An 18,684-nucleotide genomic window follows, 5' to 3' on the forward strand; every position below is an offset into this window, starting at 1 on the left:
CAAGAGGGATTAAGGCATTGTTTAGTTTGCGGTATTACTAAGTGTTTCGCATACTGAGTGAATCTAAATAATATTATAAACGAGAGTTGCTAGTGGGTATCAGAATCCAGATACCATCTCAGTAAATCGGTTTTATAAAAGGTTACTTTTATATGCTGAATAAGGCGCTTTTTAAAAAAGCCATCATTTTTGTGTTGCCCATTCCTTTGATTGTTGGCGAAGTCTTGTATTTAGCTCGTGAAAGCGTGCAAAACAACCTCAACCATCTATTAGAAAAAAATGTTCAAATCGCAGACGAAATTTTATTCCAAATAGAGACCGAAAACCGCACGGCTTTGTTGCATCCTAGACGATGTGAAGAGCTTCAGCAAAACTTGATGTTTGAACGAGATATCGAAGAAATGCTGATTGTAAAAGATGGGATCATTACGTGTTCTTCTAAACTGGGCGTAATTTCTAAGCCGTTAGCCGAGCACATTACATTTCCTGAGGGACAAGCGTTAGCACTGGGAAACGTGGATAGTGTATATGACCAATTTTTGCTCGTCGTGACCGAAGGAGAGCACGGTTATCAAGCGGTGACGATTATTGATCATGACTACTTTAATGCGAAGATAGGATTTAATAACGATTTACGCTTAAAACGCTCTGCCTTATTTATCCATGACCAAGTTGCACCTGAAGAAGCGTTGAGAACGGGAAGTAATCCTATTGGCATCAAATCGTCGCAAATGTTTGAATATGAAGCTTTGAGTGAAGCCAGCGACCTTTTCGTCAAACAAAGAACACTTTCCTATTTTTTGTATTCAATTCCAATCATTTTTGTTATCTATCTTTGCTTATATGCGTTAAATAAATTTATCGATCCTCATCGAAGCTTGGTCCTGGATTTAAAGAAAGCCATAAAGAAAGGCGAGTTGACTCTGTATTACCAGCCCCAGATTAACGTCGATACTGGTCAACTATTTGGTTTTGAAGCCCTAGTGCGATGGGAACATCAGAATAAAGGGTTCATTTCTCCTGATGAGTTTGTGCCAGCGGCGGAGCAAAGTGGATTGGTCTTTTTGCTCACGGATTACGTTCTCGATAAAGCGGCAGAAGACTTTAGTAAATTAGACTTTAATCAGTCTGTTCACCTTGGTATTAATGTGCCGCCCGGTTACTTAGTTGGGCCAAACGCGATTAGAAAGATTCAACTCATTGACAGGAAGTTAAGTCGAAATAACGTCTCATTAGGCATAGAGATAACAGAACGTCAACTCATTGATGCTGAAGCCAGAAAGTGTATCGCAGCGCTGCGAGTACATGGCATTGATGTGTTAATCGACGACTTTGGTACCGGTCAAACCTCGCTGGCGTTTCTGCAGCACATGCGCATTGATTACCTAAAAATCGATAAATGTTTTGTCGAAACTATTGGTATACCTAGCCTTAGTGCTTCTGTTTTAAAAGCTATTGTTCACTTTGCGGAAGAGCTGAAAGTACAACTCATCGCTGAAGGTGTAGAAACAACGGCGCAAGCCGACCATTTGAAAAAGATGGGAGTGCGATATCATCAAGGATATTTTTACTCCAAGCCTTTACCTTATGATCAACTTGCTCAGCGAAGTCATTATGATTGGTAAACGTTAGCCCGATAACATTGGTTATTGTCATCAAAAATAAACTCTAACTCATTCTTGATGCTATCCAAGCGGTCTTCTTGGTAATGAGATACATACAATAGCTGGCTTAAATTCTCTCGGGCGATGAGCTCAAGTGTATTCTTAACTAAACGCCTGCCAAGAAAATCCAACCCTTGATATGGCTCGTCCAAAATCAGTAATGTTGGTTGTTTAACGATGGCTCTTGCAATCAACAACAGGCGCTGCTGACCGTACTCTAATTGCTTGAATGAGGTTTTTCGGTATTGGCTCATATGTAGGATGTCGAGCCATTCGTTTGCGATGTCCACTTCTTTACGAGTGGGTTGGTTATACAACCCTATGGAGTCGTAAAAACCGGACAAAATCACGTCTAGCGCACTGCAGTTAACGCGGTATTGAAGGTGTAACGCTGAAGATACCATGCCTATGTGCTGCTTAATTTCCCAGATTGTCTCGCCAGACCCTCGCTTTTTACCAAAGATATCAATGTCATTGCTGTAGCACTGAGGATGATCACCAAAGATTAACCCAAGCAAGGTGCTCTTCCCACAGCCATTTGGGCCTTTGACCTGCCAATGCTGACCTTTGTCTATTCGCCAGTTTAAGTCAGTAAAGATCTTCTTATCAGTGTATTCAACAGACCCATTTGTTAGTTCAAATATTGGGTTGTCGAAGTGTGTCGAGTGCTGATGCTGACGTATCAAGTTCATCATTTCTTCACTCTGTTGCTCGGACTGAGATTTAAGCTGTCCAATGATTGGATGACTATCCCAACTGGATTTATCCATTGTACTGTCCAGCTTTCCTGCACTGAAAAGCGCAACGCGATCAATCCACTCAGGCATATCAGACTCGCGAGAGAAGGTGACCAGTAGCTGTACGGTTTGAGAAAGCGAGTGTAAATAGTGAGCGAGAGCTGCTCGATGGGCAATATCTAAACCAGTAAATGGGTTATCTAGCAGTAACAAATCAGGCTGTGTTGCTAAAGCGCGAGCTAACATCACTCGTCTTGTTTCCCCTGTAGAGAGAACACGAAAGCCACTGTGTTTAAGGTGAGTTAGGTCGAGGTCGGTAATCAGTTGATCTATTAAATTAGCGCCTTGGCTGCGCTCCTGAATGAGTGAGTAAACGGTACTGCCTTGATCGATACGATCAAGAAAGTCTGTATCGTCCTTTTCTAATTCTCTTTCCAGTAATCGCTGTTGCTCTGATAACGACACTTGAGCAACGGACAGCCCATCAAGCTCAAGTTTCCCGCTTATTGGTGAAAGTTCACCACAAATAAGGTCTCCAAGTAGAGAACCAATATCCCCATCCGCGCTGAATATTCCCCAAGAGTGCTGAGTGTCTATTTTCCAATCGTCAATAAATAGGTGAGCCGTGTTTCCTTGAGCGGCAAGCTGACTAAAACGAATAGTCATATGTTTGTCTTCCTTGTTTTCGTTGTAATCGTTTATTTATAACAATTTACGAACTCAGTAAGGAAGCGCTTTTGTGTATTAATTTTAATCAATGCAGCATCTTGTGAGCACTCAAGGGTAGTGCTATTTGAGAGTGAAACCGCCACTATGTTTGCAGGTAATAAATTGACCTATCAGTAATTTCATTGAATTTTACAATGAGCTTATCATTATGCGCATAAATGTTATGCTGCTACACTCATACTTGCCGTTTATTTAATTAATCAATGTAAGGACACATGTTTATGAGTGAAACGGAATATGATTACCCTTCGAGTTACAGCCTAGTTTCTATCACCGATACGTCCAGCTATATCAAATATGCCAGTGAAAACTTTAATGAAGTCGCGGGGTTTGATGATGGTGAACTTATCGGTAAGCCTCACAATGTTGTACGCCACCCAGACATGCCGAAACAGGCTTTTAAAGATTTATGGACGCACCTAAAAGCCGGAAAACACTGGATGGGAATGGTGAAAAACCGACGTAAAAACGGAGGGTATTATTGGGTTGATGCGTTTGCTTCTCCTATCAAATCCAATGGTGAAGTTGTTGAATACCAATCGGTTCGATTTAAACCTGAGCGTATACACGTTCAACGAGCGGAAAAAGCGTATTCAAAGCTTCGGAATAACGGTAAACCATTGCAAATGTATCTTCCTCGTACGCGTTTGTGGATGAGATCAGCCTTCTTTCTTTTCATTTCAAACCTTCTTGGCTTGCTAACTCTACAAATGAACCAATCACCAGCGGTGGCCTTTGGCATTGCTGCATTACTTTCCGTTTTCTCAATTTATGTATTAACAAGGCCAGTTGAGAAGCTTGCTAGACAGGCTAGGCAAGACTTCAACAATCCGCTAATGGAGTATATTTATTGCGGAAAAATTAACGATCTGGCTGAAATTGAGCTGGGTATGAAGATGCGTAAGCAATTTGCAGATGCGCTATTAGGGCGAGTCGGGGTGTCTGTAAAAGACTCTTGCGAAGAAACGCGTGCAAGTGCCAACAGTGCTGCGACTAATAGCCAGCAAGTGACGGAAAACTTGAGTGCACAGAAAGTAGAGATCGACTCGGTCGCTACAGCGGTCAACGAGATGCAAGCCTCATCATCTGAGATATCAAATAATGCTCAAGCGACTGCTGATGCTACGCTAGAAGCGCAGAACACGATGACAGATAGCCGTAGCGTTATCGATAATGTTAACCACTCGGTACTAGAGCTGGTGGATGAGCTCGGCGAAATCTCTAAAGTGGTCATGCGTTTGAACCAACAAACCGAGCAAATAGGAACCGTTGTTGAAGTGATCAATGATATTGCTGAACAAACCAACTTATTAGCGTTGAATGCAGCAATTGAAGCGGCGAGGGCAGGCGAACAAGGGAGAGGGTTTGCAGTCGTTGCGGATGAAGTGAGAACCCTTGCTAAAAGAACACAGGAATCGACAACAGAAATTAAAGCGGCCATTGAAGGGATTCAAAAGGGCAGTAAATCAGCGGTTTCTGCGCTAGAGAAAGGCAATGAAATGTCGACCGGAACGGTAACATTATTAGGCACGGCTTTAGAGAGCATCCAACAGCTGCAATCTCTCGTTCAGGATGTAGTCGAGCGAAATCAACAAATTGCGGTAGCGATAGAAGAACAGGTTTACGTAACGGATGAGATTAACGAAAACATCCAGTCGCTTAACTTAAAGTACAGTGAATCGTATGAACTGATGACTGAAACGAATCATATGAACACCACAGTGCAAAATTGCACCAATGACCTGTCTGAAATGATTAAAAAGTTTGCTTAAACACTAGAAAATAGAAATAAAGAGCCCGCTGATTTTTAGCGGGCTCTTTATTGGAATGTGGTGAAGTTCTGGGGCAGTATACGACTAGGGGTTCGAACCTCCGTCATTTTACAAGCACTAAAACGACGAATGCTCGCAATAAATGCGAGCTTTCTAAATAAGTGGCGGAGAGATAGGGATTTGAACCCTAGATACGCTATTAACGTATGCCGGTTTTCAAGACCGGTGCTTTCAACCACTCAGCCATCTCTCCGTTGCGGAACGTATAATAGGGAGCATAGTCCGACTTGTAAAGTGCTGAATTATAATAGAAGTACTGTTTGCTCGTTTTATAGTCGCTGATGTGATGTTAAACAGTTTGAAAATGGGGTAAAAAAGAGACAAATAGTAGCAATTTATAGAGTTTTTACTTTATCTTGGCGCAAATCAATAAAATGGTGTTTTATTGTTATCTTCATGATATTTAAGAAATAACTTGCTTTTAGGGTACATGTGTTCGCCCGAAAGTATTTGCAAGACTTTGTGAACTAATTCAAAATTAACTGGTATAGCCAGTTGTGCTTAAATTTTTTAAGGGTGTTTATGAAGGTCACAAATCTATTTAAAGACAAAGTTGATGCGATTTCTGCTCATCAATCCGAGTTTATGAATTGGATGTCTCCAGCGTTACGCGATTATTGGAGTGACTTTTTGGGAAAAGCTCAGAATAGCTTTCTTTTCTCAAAAGTTCGTGATCACCAACAGCCAGCTGTTAACGAAGAGGTTGCGCCTCAACCTACACCAATCGTAATGGCACCTGAGGCTCAAAAGCTGTATGACGAGTTAAGTGAAAAAATTGGTGAAGTGATTCACATTGGTGACTGGGTGCATGTATCTCAAGAACGTATCAATCAATTTGGTGCGGTAACGGAAGACATGCAGTGGATTCACACAGATCCAGAACGTGCGTCAGTTGAATCTCCATTTAAGACAACCATCGCTCATGGCTTTTTAACATTAGCATTGTTGCCTAAATTGACTGACTCAGTGGACCCTGATAAGCCAATGTTCCCAACAGCCAAAATGGTCGTTAACTTAGGCTTAAACCAAGTTCGTTTCCCTTACCCTGTTAAAGCAGGAAACAACGTTCGTGCTGTCAGCACGTTGACAAAAGTAACGCCGATCAAAAAAGGTTTGGAGATCGAGCGTGAAATTAAAGTGGAAATCGAAGGTATTCGTCGACCTGGTGCTGTTGTCGTTTCTGTTATTCAACTGCATTTCTAATTCCAGAGCCAGATAGAAAACATATAAAAAGAGAGCATTAATATGCTCTCTTTTTGGTTTTATTGATTAAAGCTTTTTACTGGAGTGTAACCGTAATCAGCAATCGCTTTTTGTCCTTGTTCTGAACGAAGGAAGGTGACGAATCCTTTACCTGGTTCGCTAATCTTATTGACTTTGTAGAGTACTAGGAATGGCCGCGCCAATTTATACTTGTGATTGCTAATGTTTGCCGAAGTTGGGTCAATACCATCTAATTGAATCGCTTTTATTGAGCGATCTACTGATCCCACAGAAATAAACCCAATTGCACGAGTATTATGGTTCACGATGGTTTTTACCATGCTGTTGCTATTTACAACCAAGTTGTTCGGGCTGATATCTGAGACGAGGCGATCATTTACGATTTTGGTTAGTCCTAGCAGGCTTTCAAAACTGTAGCGTGAGCCTGAAGACGCCTCTCTAGTGACAACAGCGATAGGTTGATCTGCACCACCAACCTCTTTCCAATTCTTGATTTTACCTTTGTAGATATCAAACAGTTGTTGTTGGGAAAGGTTTTTTACAGAGTTTGTACGGTTTACAACAACAGCTAGGCCATCATAAGCGATAGGATATACGTTGAGATCTTCACCTTTTTCGCTCTCTGTCAGATAGCGAGAGCTCATCCCAATCTCGGCTACACCTTTATTAACCATTGTAATACCCGCACTAGAACCAATACCTTGAACTGCAATGTAATCGTCCGGGTGTGTTTTGTTGTATTCCTCTGCAAGTACATCCATTACGCGAGCAACCGAGGTTGACCCAGAGATATTAATTTCTTTTGCAATGGCGGGGAGGGAGACTGCTATGGCCAATAACGTCGCCACAGTAAAACGTAACATATTAAACTCCATATACGGTATAAAGCAGCGTTTATGATATTGCGTTCAGGTTACACTTTTGTGAACTGTCAGGTTTAAACAAGGGAATTCTTTCTAACCAAGAGGTGATGTAGGTAGCGTTTCCAAGCAAAGTGAGATGATAATCTGAGTAAATGAGAATATAGCCACCCTTTGTTTGAGGTAGGCAGATAATCACCATCGATGGTGGTGTAAAGGTTATATACTAGGATCGACAGCTCTAACTATCATCCATCGGGAGAACGTTGATGTCAGTGTCCCAAATGGCGACAAGTCGTTTATACAAATCAGTTCAATCGCTCTGCTCTGCGCGTAATGCTAACCTTCCTGTCGAGCAGGGTAAGTGCCTATATGAGCCAGTGGAGAATGGCGTCGAGCTTCATAGGGCGCATTTTCTTCTTGATTCACAGCACAGCGAATATACCTCTCCCGTCGCGAAGATTGTGTTTGATGAGGGCAATCAGCTTTGGTATTTCTACGTCCCAACGTACCGCAACGAATTATTAAGGTGGGTACCTTATAAGCCACTTCCATACAGTCAAACGCTTGAAAACCTACTCACCGAATTGGAAAGCGATCCTCAAGCGTGTTTTTGGGGATAGGGAACGCTCCAACTCTAACAGCTGCCAATGTCACCATGATTTATGCTTTGGATTTAACGACTTGGTTTCTAAAGTCTTTCGGTGTCATGTTGTAAACGGATTTAAATGCTGTACTGAAATGCGCAGCACTCTTAAATCCGGATTCAAACGCTATTTCTGTTATAGATTTTTCTGACATGCGCAGCTGGGTAGCGGCGAAGTTGATCCGCTTCACTTTTAATATCTGTGAAAATGAAAGCTCCTCTGCGGCGAGGCGGCGTTTTAACGTCGCGATAGACATGCTCATATGAGCCGCTAAGCCTTCCAGAGTGATATCTTTCTCGATATTGTTCTCAATATACTTGATGGCCTTTTGAGAGTCGCTTAGGCTGCTTGCATCATCTATGATTGATAGGATGTTTGGCTCTACCTCCACCATTAACGACAGCAGTGCCATTGCGATATGACCTTGTGTGTAGTCTGGAGCATTGCGACTCGCTAAGTTGACCAATGTGTCTTTTAGTTGTGCTACTTCGCTGCTGGCTTGCGCTGAAAAAGGATAGAAGCGCCTTTCTTCCGTCTTGGAGCGTAGCATTGGGTGCGCTTTTTTAAAGTCACAGAATAGATTTGGGTTGAAGACTAGAGCCAGTGCTTTAAAGCCTTTTTCACTAGGGATGGCTTCTGCGCTGCTCAAATCAGCGGAGTTGTAGAGAGTAAAATCTCCTGCTTTAAGTTCAAACTGTTCACCATTTGGTTGATGAACTAATAGGGTACCTTCTTCAACAACATATAAGCCATTATGTGTTGCGGTGTAACGCTCACTTTTGCGCGCAGTGAAGTGATTAAAGCGAATGATCTCAATGTTCGGCATATTCGTTCTTATCATTTTTACATAACAAATAAAAAAGGCGCTCAATAGAGCGCCTTTTAACTTCATTCGGTATTATTCACTTACAGTCTGTTCTGCTTGTGCTGCTGGTTGTTCAGCAAATACCTGGGTTGGCTTTGCAACTAAACTGCGGTTCTCTTGGTTTACGTCCGCAAGGACAATTTCCAATGTATCACCAAGTTTGTATACGACCTCTTTATCGATAGAGATGGTACCGTTGTCGCCATTGCACTCAATTCTTTCTTTATTATCAAGAATTAGTGCACCAGGAATAAAGGCTGCTGCGCCATTTTCGAGAAGTCGGACACGTGCACCAGCACGATTAATATCGAAAATCTCACCTGTGAAACAAGTTTTCTTGTTCGGCTCATCAGCAAGCGTACGTGCATATAACCAATCTGAGACATTTCGCTCAGCAATTTTATGATGTTTACGGTGCAGAGCTAGTTCTTCACCGACTTGATCATCAGGTTTTTGCACTGGCTCTTTGCCTAGGATGACGGCCTTCAACATGCGGTGGTTGATCATATCGCCGTACTTACGAATTGGTGATGTCCAAGTCGCATAGATATCCAGCCCCATAGCGTAATGAGGAAGAGGCTGATTACCTACTTCACTGTAGGCTTGGAACTTACGAATACGATTATCAAGGTAAGAGGTTTCTTGCGCAGCCAACCAGCGACGCAATGCAGCAAAGCCTTCTAGTGTGGTAATTGACTCCGCTGTGAATTCCAGTTCACCTTCTGGGTTGACAAGTTGAACCACTTCTTCAATCTTCTCAGTCTTAATGCCAGCGTGAGTATTGAAAACACCTGTTTCAAATTTATCGCGCAGTGTACGACCAGCACAGATGTTTGCGGTAATCATTGACTCTTCAACCAAGCGATTTGCACTGCGGCGCATATCTGCATGGATAGCAACCACATCGTTGTCTTCACTCAACTCAAAACGGTAGTCAGGACGGTCTGGGAAGACCACTGCGTTTTTCTCACGCCATTCTGCGCGAGCAAGGGAGAAGTCGTAAAGGTCACGAACGATCGTCGCGATCTCTTCAGATGGTTGCCATGCTTCTGAGCTGCCGTTTTCTAGCCAATCAGACACGTGATCGTATGCTAAGCGTGCGTGTGATTTGATGTTTGCTGCAAAGAACTTGATATCGTCGCCAATTACGCCGTCTTTATTTACGGTTACGGTACAGCAAATAGCAGGGCGGATTTCGCCTTCAATCAGAGAGCATAGGTTGTCTGCTAGATCGCGAGGCAGCATTGGAATATTGCGGCCCGGAAGATAAATAGTATAGCCACGTTCACGTGCTACTTTATCCATTTCATCTTCTGGTGTGATGTAGGCGGTTGGATCTGCGATAGCGATAGTCAGTTCGAAATCGCCAGATTCGGTTTTCTTCGCGTACAGCGCATCGTCCATATCTTTGGTTGATTCACCATCGATAGTCACGAAAGGAACGTGTGTCATGTCTACGCGTTCTAGATCGGCGTCGTCTTTTAGTTCCCAGTTCTCGATGCCTGCTGGCTCAGAGTTTGGTAGATCGTTTTGAGCAAGCGTTACCCACCAAGGTGCAATTTTGTCGTTCGCGTCTGTGATTTTTTCAGAAATTTCCACGAAGAAAGAGTTATCGCCTTTTAGAGGGTGGCGAATAAGATGTGCGACAACCCAATCTCCTTCTGCGAACTCGTCAGGTTTGAGACCTTTCTTTAGTTTCGCTTTAAGAGAAAGCTTTTTAAGCTGTGGGTGATCAGGTGCTACGTTTAGCTTGCCTTTGAACATTTTGACTCGACCAATAAAGCGAGTCACGGCTTGTTCTAACAGCTCTTGTGGCTCTGCAACTTCGCGTTCATTTTCTGTGCGGATAATGGCGACGACTTTGTCACCGTGCATGCACTTTTTCATGTACGCAGGTGGGATGAAGAAGCTAGTCTTGCTGTCCACTTCCAAAAAGCCAAAGCCTTTATCTGTGGCTTTTATTGAGCCTTCTTTTTTCGGCAGGTTTTCTTGGATTTGCTGCTTAAGCTGAGCGAGTAGTGGGTTATCTTGAAACATCTTTTCTTAAATTACCTATGGAGTTGGGCACACTATAATCATTGCGAGCTATTATTACTACCTGTGGAGCGCAATTTCGCCGTGAATTTTGCTGATCGAATTGCAGGAAATCGGCTTAAATATTGATGAAAAACTCATCTGCGAGCTGCGCAAATCTACGGGGAATGGTGGGGCTGGTGGAAAAATATGCTAAAAATGCCATTATTGAGAATAAATTGTGATGTAATTCAATTTTTTCTGGCTTTTTTTATGCTTTTAAGGAATAATCCGCCTCCCTTAGTCGTCCCTAATGGCTTATCGCGGTTGTGTACTGTGCTGTGTTCCTGTCTGAATGGAATCAGTAACTGGATGAATCAGTATCGAATTGGAAGAGCATATGGGACTGTTTTTTTGTTTAATTAAGTAGGATCCCAATGCAAGATTCTGTTATTCAATTCAGCGATTTATCTCTGAATGATTCTATCCTTTCTGCTCTAGACGGAATGGGTTTCGTGTCACCAACTCCAATTCAGGCTGCGGCAATCCCACACCTGTTGGAAGGTGCTGACGCGCTGGGTAAAGCTCAAACAGGTACAGGTAAAACGGCAGCGTTCTCTCTGCCTCTTCTAAATAAGATTGATCTCAACCAACGTAAACCACAAGCTATCGTTCTTGCGCCAACGCGTGAGTTAGCGATTCAGGTTGCGGCTGAAATGAAAAACCTTGGTAAGAACATCAAGGGTCTTAAAGTTTTAGAAATTTACGGTGGTGCTTCTATCGTAGATCAGATGCGTGCTCTTAAGAGTGGTGCACAAGTTATTGTTGGTACTCCAGGTCGTGTACAAGACCTTATCAACCGTGAACGTCTACACCTAGATGAAGTAAACACGTTTGTACTAGACGAAGCTGACGAAATGCTAAACATGGGTTTCGTTGATGACGTTACTGCGATCATGGAACACGCACCAGAGTCTGCTCAACGCGTTCTATTCTCTGCAACGATGCCTCCGATGCTTAAGAAAATCGTTGAGCGTTTCCTACGTGAACCTGTAATGGTTGACGTTGCTGGTAAGAACCACACTGTAGACAAAGTTCAACAGCAGTTCTGGGTAGTGAAGGGTGTAGAGAAAGATGAAGCGATGTCTCGTCTTCTTGAAACGGAAGAAACTGATGCGTCAATCGTCTTCGTACGTACTCGTCAAGACACTGAGCGTCTAGCTGATTGGTTATCTGCACGTGGCTTTAAAGCGGCCGCTCTGCACGGCGACATTCCTCAGTCTCTACGTGAGCGTACTGTTGATCACATCAAACAAGGTGTTATCGACATCCTAGTTGCAACTGATGTTGTTGCACGTGGTCTTGACGTTCCACGTATTACGCACGTATTCAACTACGACATCCCATTCGATGTTGAGTCTTACATCCACCGTATCGGTCGTACTGGCCGTGCTGGACGTAAAGGTAAAGCGATCCTTCTAGTTCGCACTAACCAAATTCGTATGCTTCGCACTATCGAGCGTGTAACTAAGTCATCTATGGAAGAGATTCAACTTCCTCTACGTGACCAAGTTGCTGAAGCTCGTCTAGCTAAGCTAGGCGCTGAACTTGAAGCAGAGAAAGAGCACAAAGCTCTAGACAAATTTGCTGAGCTAGTAGAGAAACTACAAACTTCTCTAGAAATCGACCCAGCAACGCTTGCTGCTATGCTTCTTAAGCGCCAGCAAGGTAAACGTCCTCTGTTCTACATTGGCGAAGATCCAATGGTTGAAGCGATTGAGCGTGATAAACAACGCCGCAAAGAGCGCCGTGACGGCGGTCGTAACTTCAACAACCAAGATTGGGATACTTACCAGCTTCAAGTTGGTCGCGAGCAAGGTGTTCAAGTTAAAGACATCGTTGGTGCTCTAGCGAACGAACTAGGTCTAGGTAAAGGCTCTATCGGTGCGATCAAGCTAGCACAAGGCCACACATTCGTTCAGCTACCAAAAGCAATGACTTCTGAAGCTGCGGGCAAGCTAAGCAAACTACGCATCCGTCAACAAGATGTTGGTGCTGTAGTATGTGATTTCGATGACTTCCGAGAGTCTCGTGGTGGTCGCCGTGACGGTGGTCGTCGCGATGGCGGTCGTCGTGATGGCGGCGGTTACCGTGGCAACCGCGAAGGCGGCAACCGTGGTGGTGATCGTCGTGAAGGCGGTCGTCGCGAAGGTGGCTTCCGTGGTAACCGTGACGGCAACCGCGATGGTAACCGTGAAGGTGGCGAACGTCGCTTCGATCGTAACCGTGGTGGTGATCACCGTGGTAACCACCGTGGTGAGCGTGGTCACGGCCGTGGTCGTCGCACTCAAGAAGCATAATCACGAATCAGTGATTAGAGCAATTGATTAAATTGCCGTAAGAATTGAAAGCCGAGCGAAATGCTCGGCTTTTTTATGCGCGTCGAATACGGCTTTGTTTTTCATCGTGCTCATTTACCCAGGTTATTACTTCGTTTAAGGGTAGGGCTGGGCAGAACAAGTAGCCCTGAATGATGTCGCAGCCACGACTGCGTAAAAAATGCAGTGTATCCATGTCTTGAACGCCTTCTGCGACGACTGAATACCCTAGGCCATGCGCTAACGCTATTGTGTTCTCAACGATAGAGCGAGTGCCCTCTGTCCGGCTTGCGGTACAAAGAAATGATCGGTCGATTTTAATTTGATCAACTGGGAGATCTCTCAAAAGCGATAGAGATGAATACCCGGTGCCAAAGTCGTCCAAGCTGATCTTAATACCCAATCCTTTGATTTGGTGAATGAGAGGGTTGAGCTCAACAACTCTATCAATCGCCATCGTTTCAGTAATCTCTAAGCTTATAAGGTCAGCAAATTGAGGGTTTACTTTGAGCAGTGTTTCCAAGCGGTTGAACAATAAATTAGACGAGAAATCTTTTGCAGATAAGTTAACGTGGACAGGAAGCTTGATGTCTTTTTCTATAAAGGTCTGGAGGTCTTTTTCAACTTGGTTGAGGACCCACATGGTGATGTTGTGCACTTGATTACTTCGCTCCGCGATGGGGATGAAGTCGTTAGGCGAAATCGTTTTACCATTTTCGTCATGCCAACGGATCACGGCTTCAAAGCCGACAGCTAAGTTAGTATGTGCGTCAATCAACGGTTGGTAGTACAGCTGGAACTCCTCTTTTTCCAGCGCACATTGAATACGAGAAGAGATTTCGAGCTGGTACTTGGCCCCGACGTTCATGTCCTCATTATAAAATGCAAAGAGGTTGCCATTTCGTTTGGCGTGATACATGGCAATGTCCGCGTGCTTTATCAATAGATCATTGGACAGAGCGTCATAAGGGTAGGTACTGACACCGAAAACAACGCGGGAAGAGACTTGAAACTCATCTAAATGGAAGCGATTAGACAGTGCCGAATCTAACTCTTCGATGAGACTTTTGCCTGTTTCCTCGCATGCTGACGAGGTGAGGATGACAAACTCATCGCCACCAACGCGGAAAATCTTGTCACTGCCTTTAAGTTTCTCTTGGAGACGTTGCCCAATTTGAATCAGCAGTTGGTCTCCACAAAAGTGTCCCATAGCATCGTTGACTTGTTTAAAGTTAACGACATCGAAAAGGATCACTGAGAAAGGGTCTCCAGACTGTATTCTATCTTCGATTAACTCAAAGCAGTATTTACGGTTAGGGAGTCCAGTAAGTGCGTCGTGAACGGCATTACGCTTCTCTTTTTCAGCAACGGTATGAAGTTCTAGTATGGAGTCGTTGCTCCATTTGATAACCAGCACCACAAAAATGCTGCCACCGAATAGAATGAGAGAAACTCCGGTTTCCAAGAGGGAAGCGATAGGTTTTTGCATTATAGCGTGTAAAAAAGCGGCATACGCAAAAATGAAACAGCTGATTAACAACAATAGGAAAGTCCACCCGGGTACATCAGTTCTCGAGCAGATGTTTTTTGTCATCTGCCATCCCCAGCAGAGCAAAATCAAACCTAAGATCACTAATAGAAATGCAATAGTGGGCACATTATTACCCCGATTTATTGATTGGTTTATTATTTTTGTTCACCCAATAAACAACGTAGCTCATATCTCTGAATTTGTACAAATTGACCTATTCATAAATTATGTTTAACAAGTCATATTTTTTAGTCTTCAAATAAAATCAAAACTTGCTACAGATCAACAAAATTTGTTCAATCAAATCGCTTTTACTAAAAGATTGTTGAAAGATTAAAAAATTATTGAATAATAGAGGGGCAAACAAGAAGTACGCAGCGCACAAGCGCTATTACAACCTCTGCTCTACAACAGGATAACTATTTCATGTCTAATTCGTTTGTACTGGTGATCAACTCTGGTAGCTCTTCATTAAAATTTGCTGTTATTGATTCTGAAACCGGTGAAGCTTTGGTATCAGGTATTGGTGAGTGTTTTGGCCTACCTGAAGCTGAAATCAGTTGGAAATATCAGGGAGAAAAAACCGTTGAAGCAATTCCTGCTGGCGGTAACCATCATCAGTACGCTGTTGAGCGAGTGGTAAAACTACTCGAGACTTTGGGTTTGAGCTCAAAATTTGTAGCTGTAGGCCACCGCATTGTTGCTGGTGGCGAAACCTTTAAAGGCACAGTAAAAGTCGATGAAAAAGTTATTCAAGAAGTTGAGCGTCTTGCTGAGCTAGCGCCACTTCATAACAAAGCGAATGCAGAAGGCATGCGAGCAGCAATGGCAGCATTCCCTTCACTGCCTCAATTCGCTGTGTTTGATACTGCTTTCCACCAAACAATGCCTGCAAAAGCGTTTATGTACGCGCTTCCTTACGAGCTTTACGAAGAGCATAAAGTGCGTCGTTACGGTGCTCACGGCACAAGCCACTACTACGTAAGCCGTGAAGCAGCGAAAATGCTAGATAAACCGGTTGAAGAAAGCAGCTTTATCACCGTGCACTTAGGTAACGGTGCATCAGTGAGTGCGGTTAAAAATGGCGAATGTGTTGATACAAGTATGGGTTTGACGCCGCTAGCTGGCCTAATGATGGGCACTCGTTGTGGTGACCTCGACCCAAGTGTTATCGAGTTCCTTTTCCGTAAAGGTTGGGAAAAAGACGAAGTGTTCGAGATGATGAACAAGAAGTCAGGCTTCTTAGGCGTATCCGGTGTAACAAGTGACGCACGTGGTGTACTAGAAGCCATGGAAGCGGGTAACTCACGTGCGAAGTTGGCATTTGAAATCTTCACTTACCGTGTTGCGAAATACATTACTTCTTACCTAGCTGCTCTGGATTCATTAGACGGCATCATCTTCACTGGTGGTATTGGTGAAAACTCACTACCAATTCGTCGTGAAATCTTGAAAAACCTAAAACTGCTAGGTTTTGTTGAAGATGAGAAAGGCAACGAAGATGCAAGATTTGGCAACGCAGGTGTTATTGCAACATCTGAGTTGCTCGGTGCGAAAGCACTAGTTATTCCTACCAATGAAGAGTGGGTAATCGCTCAACAGTCGGTGGAACTGCTGTAAAACGGCAAAAATTTTGGGAACTAAGTCAAAGCCCTTTCCTTTATGGAAAGGGCTTTTTTTGATCCAAATACATTCTTTCTCCATACAACTATTCGCATTAATACGGATCTCTAATAGCTGCCAATTGCCTTAATATTGATAAATATATAAACAACTTGGGCGGTGAAGAAATTTCAGTATACTGCGCTTAAGTCATACCAAAGAAAAATAGCCTTATGTCATGTAGGTGTCTCAGCTCGGAGACAGGAATTGCGTTTGAAGAACGATCAAACGAAATCGTATCTTTGCAGGCTATTGGGCATATAAATAATAAACCGTTGACTAGTTCGAAGATTAGTCAAATGAGAGAAAGTTATGTTTTTTAATAAGTCGCTTCAGCAAGAAAACCAACGATTAAAGCAGGATCTGCAACGCTTGCAGCAAATCCAACACAGTTTAGATGAAGAAATGCTTCGCTTAACGCTGGATAAGAAAGGCTGCATTACCTCTGCAAATACAAAACTTCAGCAACAACTCTTTTTCACTGATGCGGATATTTTAGCGAAACCGATTACCGAGTTGGTTCCATCAAATTCGCGTAATACAGAGCACTTTCATCGAATGAAGAGAGCCGTTCAAGACAAAGTATTTTGGAATGGCGCGATGCAAGTACTTAAAGGCAACGGCGAAGAAGCGTGGTTACGAACGGTTATCCAGCCTGTTTTGAACGAACATCAAGAAGTTGAAAGCTTTTTTGTGTTTGCTTCTGAGCTTACGCGAACGATCAAAACATCGCGTGAGCAAGAGGACATGCTGAATGCGTTGAGCCGTTCTATGGCGGTTATTGAGTTCACGTTAGATGGTAATGTATTAAAAGCCAATGATAATTTCCTTAGTACGATGGGTTATACACTGGATCAAATTAAAGGAAAGCATCATCGTATGTTCTGCGATCAGGAAGAGGCTGGTTCTGAAGCTTATCGCGAGTTCTGGCAACGTTTGGCAAAAGGACAGTTTGCTTCAGACCGATTTAAGCGAGTTAACCGTTACGGTGAAGAGGTATGGTTAGAAGCCTCCTATAACCCTATCCGTAACGATAGAGGAGAGCTCTACAAGGTAGTCAAGTTCGCGACCGACATCACCCAGCAGGTGATGCAAGAGCAGCAAATGGCTCAGGCTGCGCAATTGGCTAATGAAGTTTCTCAAGAGACCGGAACACAAACACTGCAAGGTCAGCAAGTGATAGGTTCGACGCTAGAAAAGGTGCAAACACTGTCTGACCAGATGCAGCAAGCGAATACGGCCATTGACGAGCTCAAAGCGCACTCATCACGCATTAGTGAACTGGTTAATAGCATCAGTGGTATTGCAGACCAAACTAACTTACTAGCGTTAAATGCGGCGATAGAAGCAGCTCGCGCGGGTGAGCATGGTAGAGGCTTTGCCGTGGTGGCTGACGAGGTGAGACAGCTTGCCACAAGAACCAATGCGACCACTGATGAAATTGTCACAATGGTAACTGAAAACTTAGAGCGAACCGATAATGCTGTCCAACTGATCGCCAAATGTCAAAAAGAAGCACTAGATACGCTAGAACTTTCAGAAAAAGCGGGGAATGTGATGAACGAAATACAAGATGGCGCTAGCCGTGTCGTAGAGGCTGTGGAGCAATTTAACCGCTCATTGTAGTTGGTTCTTCATGCTATCAATGGCTTTTTTCAGTTCCGATATAATCAACTTGTTTACTACTGCTGCTCATCGCCAATAAAGCGCTTTTTTTGGTGATGAGAAAGCCAATTATTTCCCTCCTTAATATTTCGTATTTCTATCTTAACGTGTCGCTATTTTACAATACTGTTAATAAAAAGTAGCGTAATTTAATCTCCTGTTAACTTGGTTGCGAATCACAGTTGGGGGAGACCTACTTGGACTTACTAAATTTCACCATAGATAACTTAGCGCTGCTAGGTACGCTTACCATGGAGCACATCTCTTTGGTCGCTCTGGCTGTTGGGCTTGCCATCCTAACTGGCGTACCTATCGGCATTCTTATCACACAAAATGAGCGCGTTGCGAAAGTGGTGCTTTACGTAGCGTCCATCATTATCACCATTCCTTCAATCGCACTGTTTGGTTTGATGATTCCTCTCTTATCGACCATTGGTCATGGGATTGGCTACGTGCCCGCCGTGATTACCGTACTGCTTTATTCTCAGCTGCCCATTATTCGCAACACTTATACCGCCATTCACAACGTAGAACCGTCACTCCGAGAGGCAGCTCGCGGCATCGGGATGACGCCTTTTCAGCGTTTGAAAATGGTGGAAATTCCGTTGGCGATTCCGGTGATTATGGCGGGAGTGAGAACGGCAGTAGTAATGAATATTGGCGTTATGGCGATCGCCGCGTATATCGGAGCAGGAGGGCTAGGCGTGTTTATCAGTCGTGGCATATCGCAAAGTGATCCTCGACAACTGATCGTTGGTGCCATCGCCGTCAGCCTTCTGGCTATCATCGCGGATTACGGATTGATTCGACTACAAAAAAGATTAACGCCACCGGGCCTGACCGCTGCTCGATAAAGGATAAATAATAGGGACATTCA

The 18,684-nt window shown here is 43.6% G+C and carries 13 protein-coding genes and 1 tRNA gene; 8 read left to right on the forward strand and 6 right to left on the reverse strand.

Going from position 1 to position 18,684, the window contains the following annotated elements:
• Nucleotides 1–152: 152 nt before the first annotated feature.
• Nucleotides 153–1,625 (forward strand): EAL domain-containing protein, encoded by a 1,473-nt coding sequence (locus F7Y48_RS19190; RefSeq protein ID WP_316685272.1) that lies wholly within the window; start codon nt 153–155, stop codon nt 1,623–1,625.
• Here F7Y48_RS19190 and modF read toward each other — a convergent pair.
• Nucleotides 1,613–3,067: a molybdate ABC transporter ATP-binding protein ModF gene (gene modF, locus F7Y48_RS19195; RefSeq protein WP_316685273.1), complete on the reverse strand. Its 1,455-nt coding sequence runs from the start codon at nt 3,065–3,067 to the stop codon at nt 1,613–1,615. The two genes, F7Y48_RS19190 and modF, sit on opposite strands and share 13 nt — an antisense overlap.
• A gap of 284 nt (nt 3,068–3,351) precedes the next feature.
• On the opposite strand from modF, the gene F7Y48_RS19200 reads away from it, so the two are divergent.
• The gene (locus F7Y48_RS19200) at nt 3,352–4,902 is read left to right on the forward strand and encodes a PAS domain-containing methyl-accepting chemotaxis protein (protein WP_316685274.1); all 1,551 of its coding nucleotides are present in this window, start codon (nt 3,352–3,354) and stop codon (nt 4,900–4,902) included.
• 162 nt (nt 4,903–5,064) lie between these two features.
• On the opposite strand, the gene F7Y48_RS19205 is transcribed toward F7Y48_RS19200, so the two are convergent.
• A tRNA-Ser gene (locus F7Y48_RS19205) sits at nt 5,065–5,155 on the reverse strand.
• Nucleotides 5,156–5,484: 329 nt separating this feature from the next.
• Here F7Y48_RS19205 and F7Y48_RS19210 point away from each other — a divergent pair.
• The gene (locus F7Y48_RS19210) at nt 5,485–6,165 is read left to right on the forward strand and encodes a MaoC family dehydratase (RefSeq protein WP_316685275.1); all 681 of its coding nucleotides are present in this window, start codon (nt 5,485–5,487) and stop codon (nt 6,163–6,165) included.
• Between the two features lie 59 nt (nt 6,166–6,224).
• On the opposite strand, the gene F7Y48_RS19215 is transcribed toward F7Y48_RS19210, so the two are convergent.
• Complete coding sequence (locus F7Y48_RS19215) at nt 6,225–7,049, reverse strand: phosphate ABC transporter substrate-binding protein (protein WP_005391035.1); 825 nt, start codon at nt 7,047–7,049, stop codon at nt 6,225–6,227.
• Nucleotides 7,050–7,315: 266 nt separating this feature from the next.
• Between F7Y48_RS19215 and F7Y48_RS19220 the strand changes: the two genes are divergently transcribed.
• Nucleotides 7,316–7,669, forward strand: a complete 354-nt coding sequence (locus F7Y48_RS19220; protein WP_256894114.1) for a DUF3024 domain-containing protein — start codon at nt 7,316–7,318, stop codon at nt 7,667–7,669.
• A 40-nt stretch (nt 7,670–7,709) separates the two neighbouring features.
• Here F7Y48_RS19220 and F7Y48_RS19225 read toward each other — a convergent pair whose 3' ends face one another.
• Entirely contained in the window at nt 7,710–8,519 is an 810-nt protein-coding gene (locus tag F7Y48_RS19225; RefSeq protein WP_301612371.1) for an AraC family transcriptional regulator, read from the reverse strand.
• A 72-nt stretch (nt 8,520–8,591) separates the two neighbouring features.
• Nucleotides 8,592–10,595 (reverse strand): exoribonuclease II, encoded by a 2,004-nt coding sequence (gene rnb, locus F7Y48_RS19230; protein ID WP_046873665.1) that lies wholly within the window; start codon nt 10,593–10,595, stop codon nt 8,592–8,594.
• Nucleotides 10,596–11,008: 413 nt separating this feature from the next.
• On the opposite strand from rnb, the gene F7Y48_RS19235 reads away from it, so the two are divergent.
• Nucleotides 11,009–12,931 (forward strand): DEAD/DEAH box helicase, encoded by a 1,923-nt coding sequence (locus F7Y48_RS19235; protein WP_316685276.1) that lies wholly within the window; start codon nt 11,009–11,011, stop codon nt 12,929–12,931.
• 73 nt (nt 12,932–13,004) lie between these two features.
• Here F7Y48_RS19235 and F7Y48_RS19240 read toward each other — a convergent pair whose 3' ends face one another.
• Nucleotides 13,005–14,543 carry a putative bifunctional diguanylate cyclase/phosphodiesterase gene (locus tag F7Y48_RS19240; RefSeq protein ID WP_316685277.1) on the reverse strand — a complete coding sequence of 513 codons (1,539 nt, stop codon included), beginning with the start codon at nt 14,541–14,543 and terminating at the stop codon, nt 13,005–13,007.
• A 363-nt stretch (nt 14,544–14,906) separates the two neighbouring features.
• Between F7Y48_RS19240 and F7Y48_RS19245 the strand changes: the two genes are divergently transcribed.
• The 3 genes from F7Y48_RS19245 to F7Y48_RS19255 all read left to right on the forward strand — a co-directional run bounded on the left by F7Y48_RS19245 (nt 14,907) and on the right by F7Y48_RS19255 (nt 18,661).
• Nucleotides 14,907–16,100 carry an acetate/propionate family kinase gene (locus tag F7Y48_RS19245; protein ID WP_006742422.1) on the forward strand — a complete coding sequence of 398 codons (1,194 nt, stop codon included), beginning with the start codon at nt 14,907–14,909 and terminating at the stop codon, nt 16,098–16,100.
• A gap of 354 nt (nt 16,101–16,454) precedes the next feature.
• Nucleotides 16,455–17,768: a methyl-accepting chemotaxis protein gene (locus F7Y48_RS19250; protein WP_046873662.1), complete on the forward strand. Its 1,314-nt coding sequence runs from the start codon at nt 16,455–16,457 to the stop codon at nt 17,766–17,768.
• Nucleotides 17,769–18,058: 290 nt separating this feature from the next.
• A complete protein-coding gene (locus tag F7Y48_RS19255; RefSeq protein WP_005391019.1) occupies nt 18,059–18,661 on the forward strand; it encodes an ABC transporter permease in 603 nt (200 codons plus the stop codon).
• Nucleotides 18,662–18,684 lie beyond the last annotated feature (23 nt).

The organism is Vibrio sp. 2-1-2a (assembly GCF_032648565.1).
Lineage (GTDB): Bacteria > Pseudomonadota > Gammaproteobacteria > Enterobacterales > Vibrionaceae > Vibrio > Vibrio diabolicus.

What these genes read in the sequence shown, in the direction of transcription:
- F7Y48_RS19190 (WP_316685272.1), top strand. Translation starts at nt 153, where the DNA reads ATGCTGAATAAGGCGCTTTTTAAAAAAGCCATCATTTTTGTGTTGCCC.
- modF (WP_316685273.1), bottom strand. Translation starts at nt 3,067, where the DNA reads ATGACTATTCGTTTTAGTCAGCTTGCCGCTCAAGGAAACACGGCTCAC.
- F7Y48_RS19200 (WP_316685274.1), top strand. Translation starts at nt 3,352, where the DNA reads ATGAGTGAAACGGAATATGATTACCCTTCGAGTTACAGCCTAGTTTCT.
- F7Y48_RS19210 (WP_316685275.1), top strand. Translation starts at nt 5,485, where the DNA reads ATGAAGGTCACAAATCTATTTAAAGACAAAGTTGATGCGATTTCTGCT.
- F7Y48_RS19215 (WP_005391035.1), bottom strand. Translation starts at nt 7,049, where the DNA reads ATGTTACGTTTTACTGTGGCGACGTTATTGGCCATAGCAGTCTCCCTC.
- F7Y48_RS19220 (WP_256894114.1), top strand. Translation starts at nt 7,316, where the DNA reads ATGTCAGTGTCCCAAATGGCGACAAGTCGTTTATACAAATCAGTTCAA.
- F7Y48_RS19225 (WP_301612371.1), bottom strand. Translation starts at nt 8,519, where the DNA reads ATGCCGAACATTGAGATCATTCGCTTTAATCACTTCACTGCGCGCAAA.
- rnb (WP_046873665.1), bottom strand. Translation starts at nt 10,595, where the DNA reads ATGTTTCAAGATAACCCACTACTCGCTCAGCTTAAGCAGCAAATCCAA.
- F7Y48_RS19235 (WP_316685276.1), top strand. Translation starts at nt 11,009, where the DNA reads ATGCAAGATTCTGTTATTCAATTCAGCGATTTATCTCTGAATGATTCT.
- F7Y48_RS19240 (WP_316685277.1), bottom strand. Translation starts at nt 14,543, where the DNA reads ATGACAAAAAACATCTGCTCGAGAACTGATGTACCCGGGTGGACTTTC.
- F7Y48_RS19245 (WP_006742422.1), top strand. Translation starts at nt 14,907, where the DNA reads ATGTCTAATTCGTTTGTACTGGTGATCAACTCTGGTAGCTCTTCATTA.
- F7Y48_RS19250 (WP_046873662.1), top strand. Translation starts at nt 16,455, where the DNA reads ATGTTTTTTAATAAGTCGCTTCAGCAAGAAAACCAACGATTAAAGCAG.
- F7Y48_RS19255 (WP_005391019.1), top strand. Translation starts at nt 18,059, where the DNA reads ATGGAGCACATCTCTTTGGTCGCTCTGGCTGTTGGGCTTGCCATCCTA.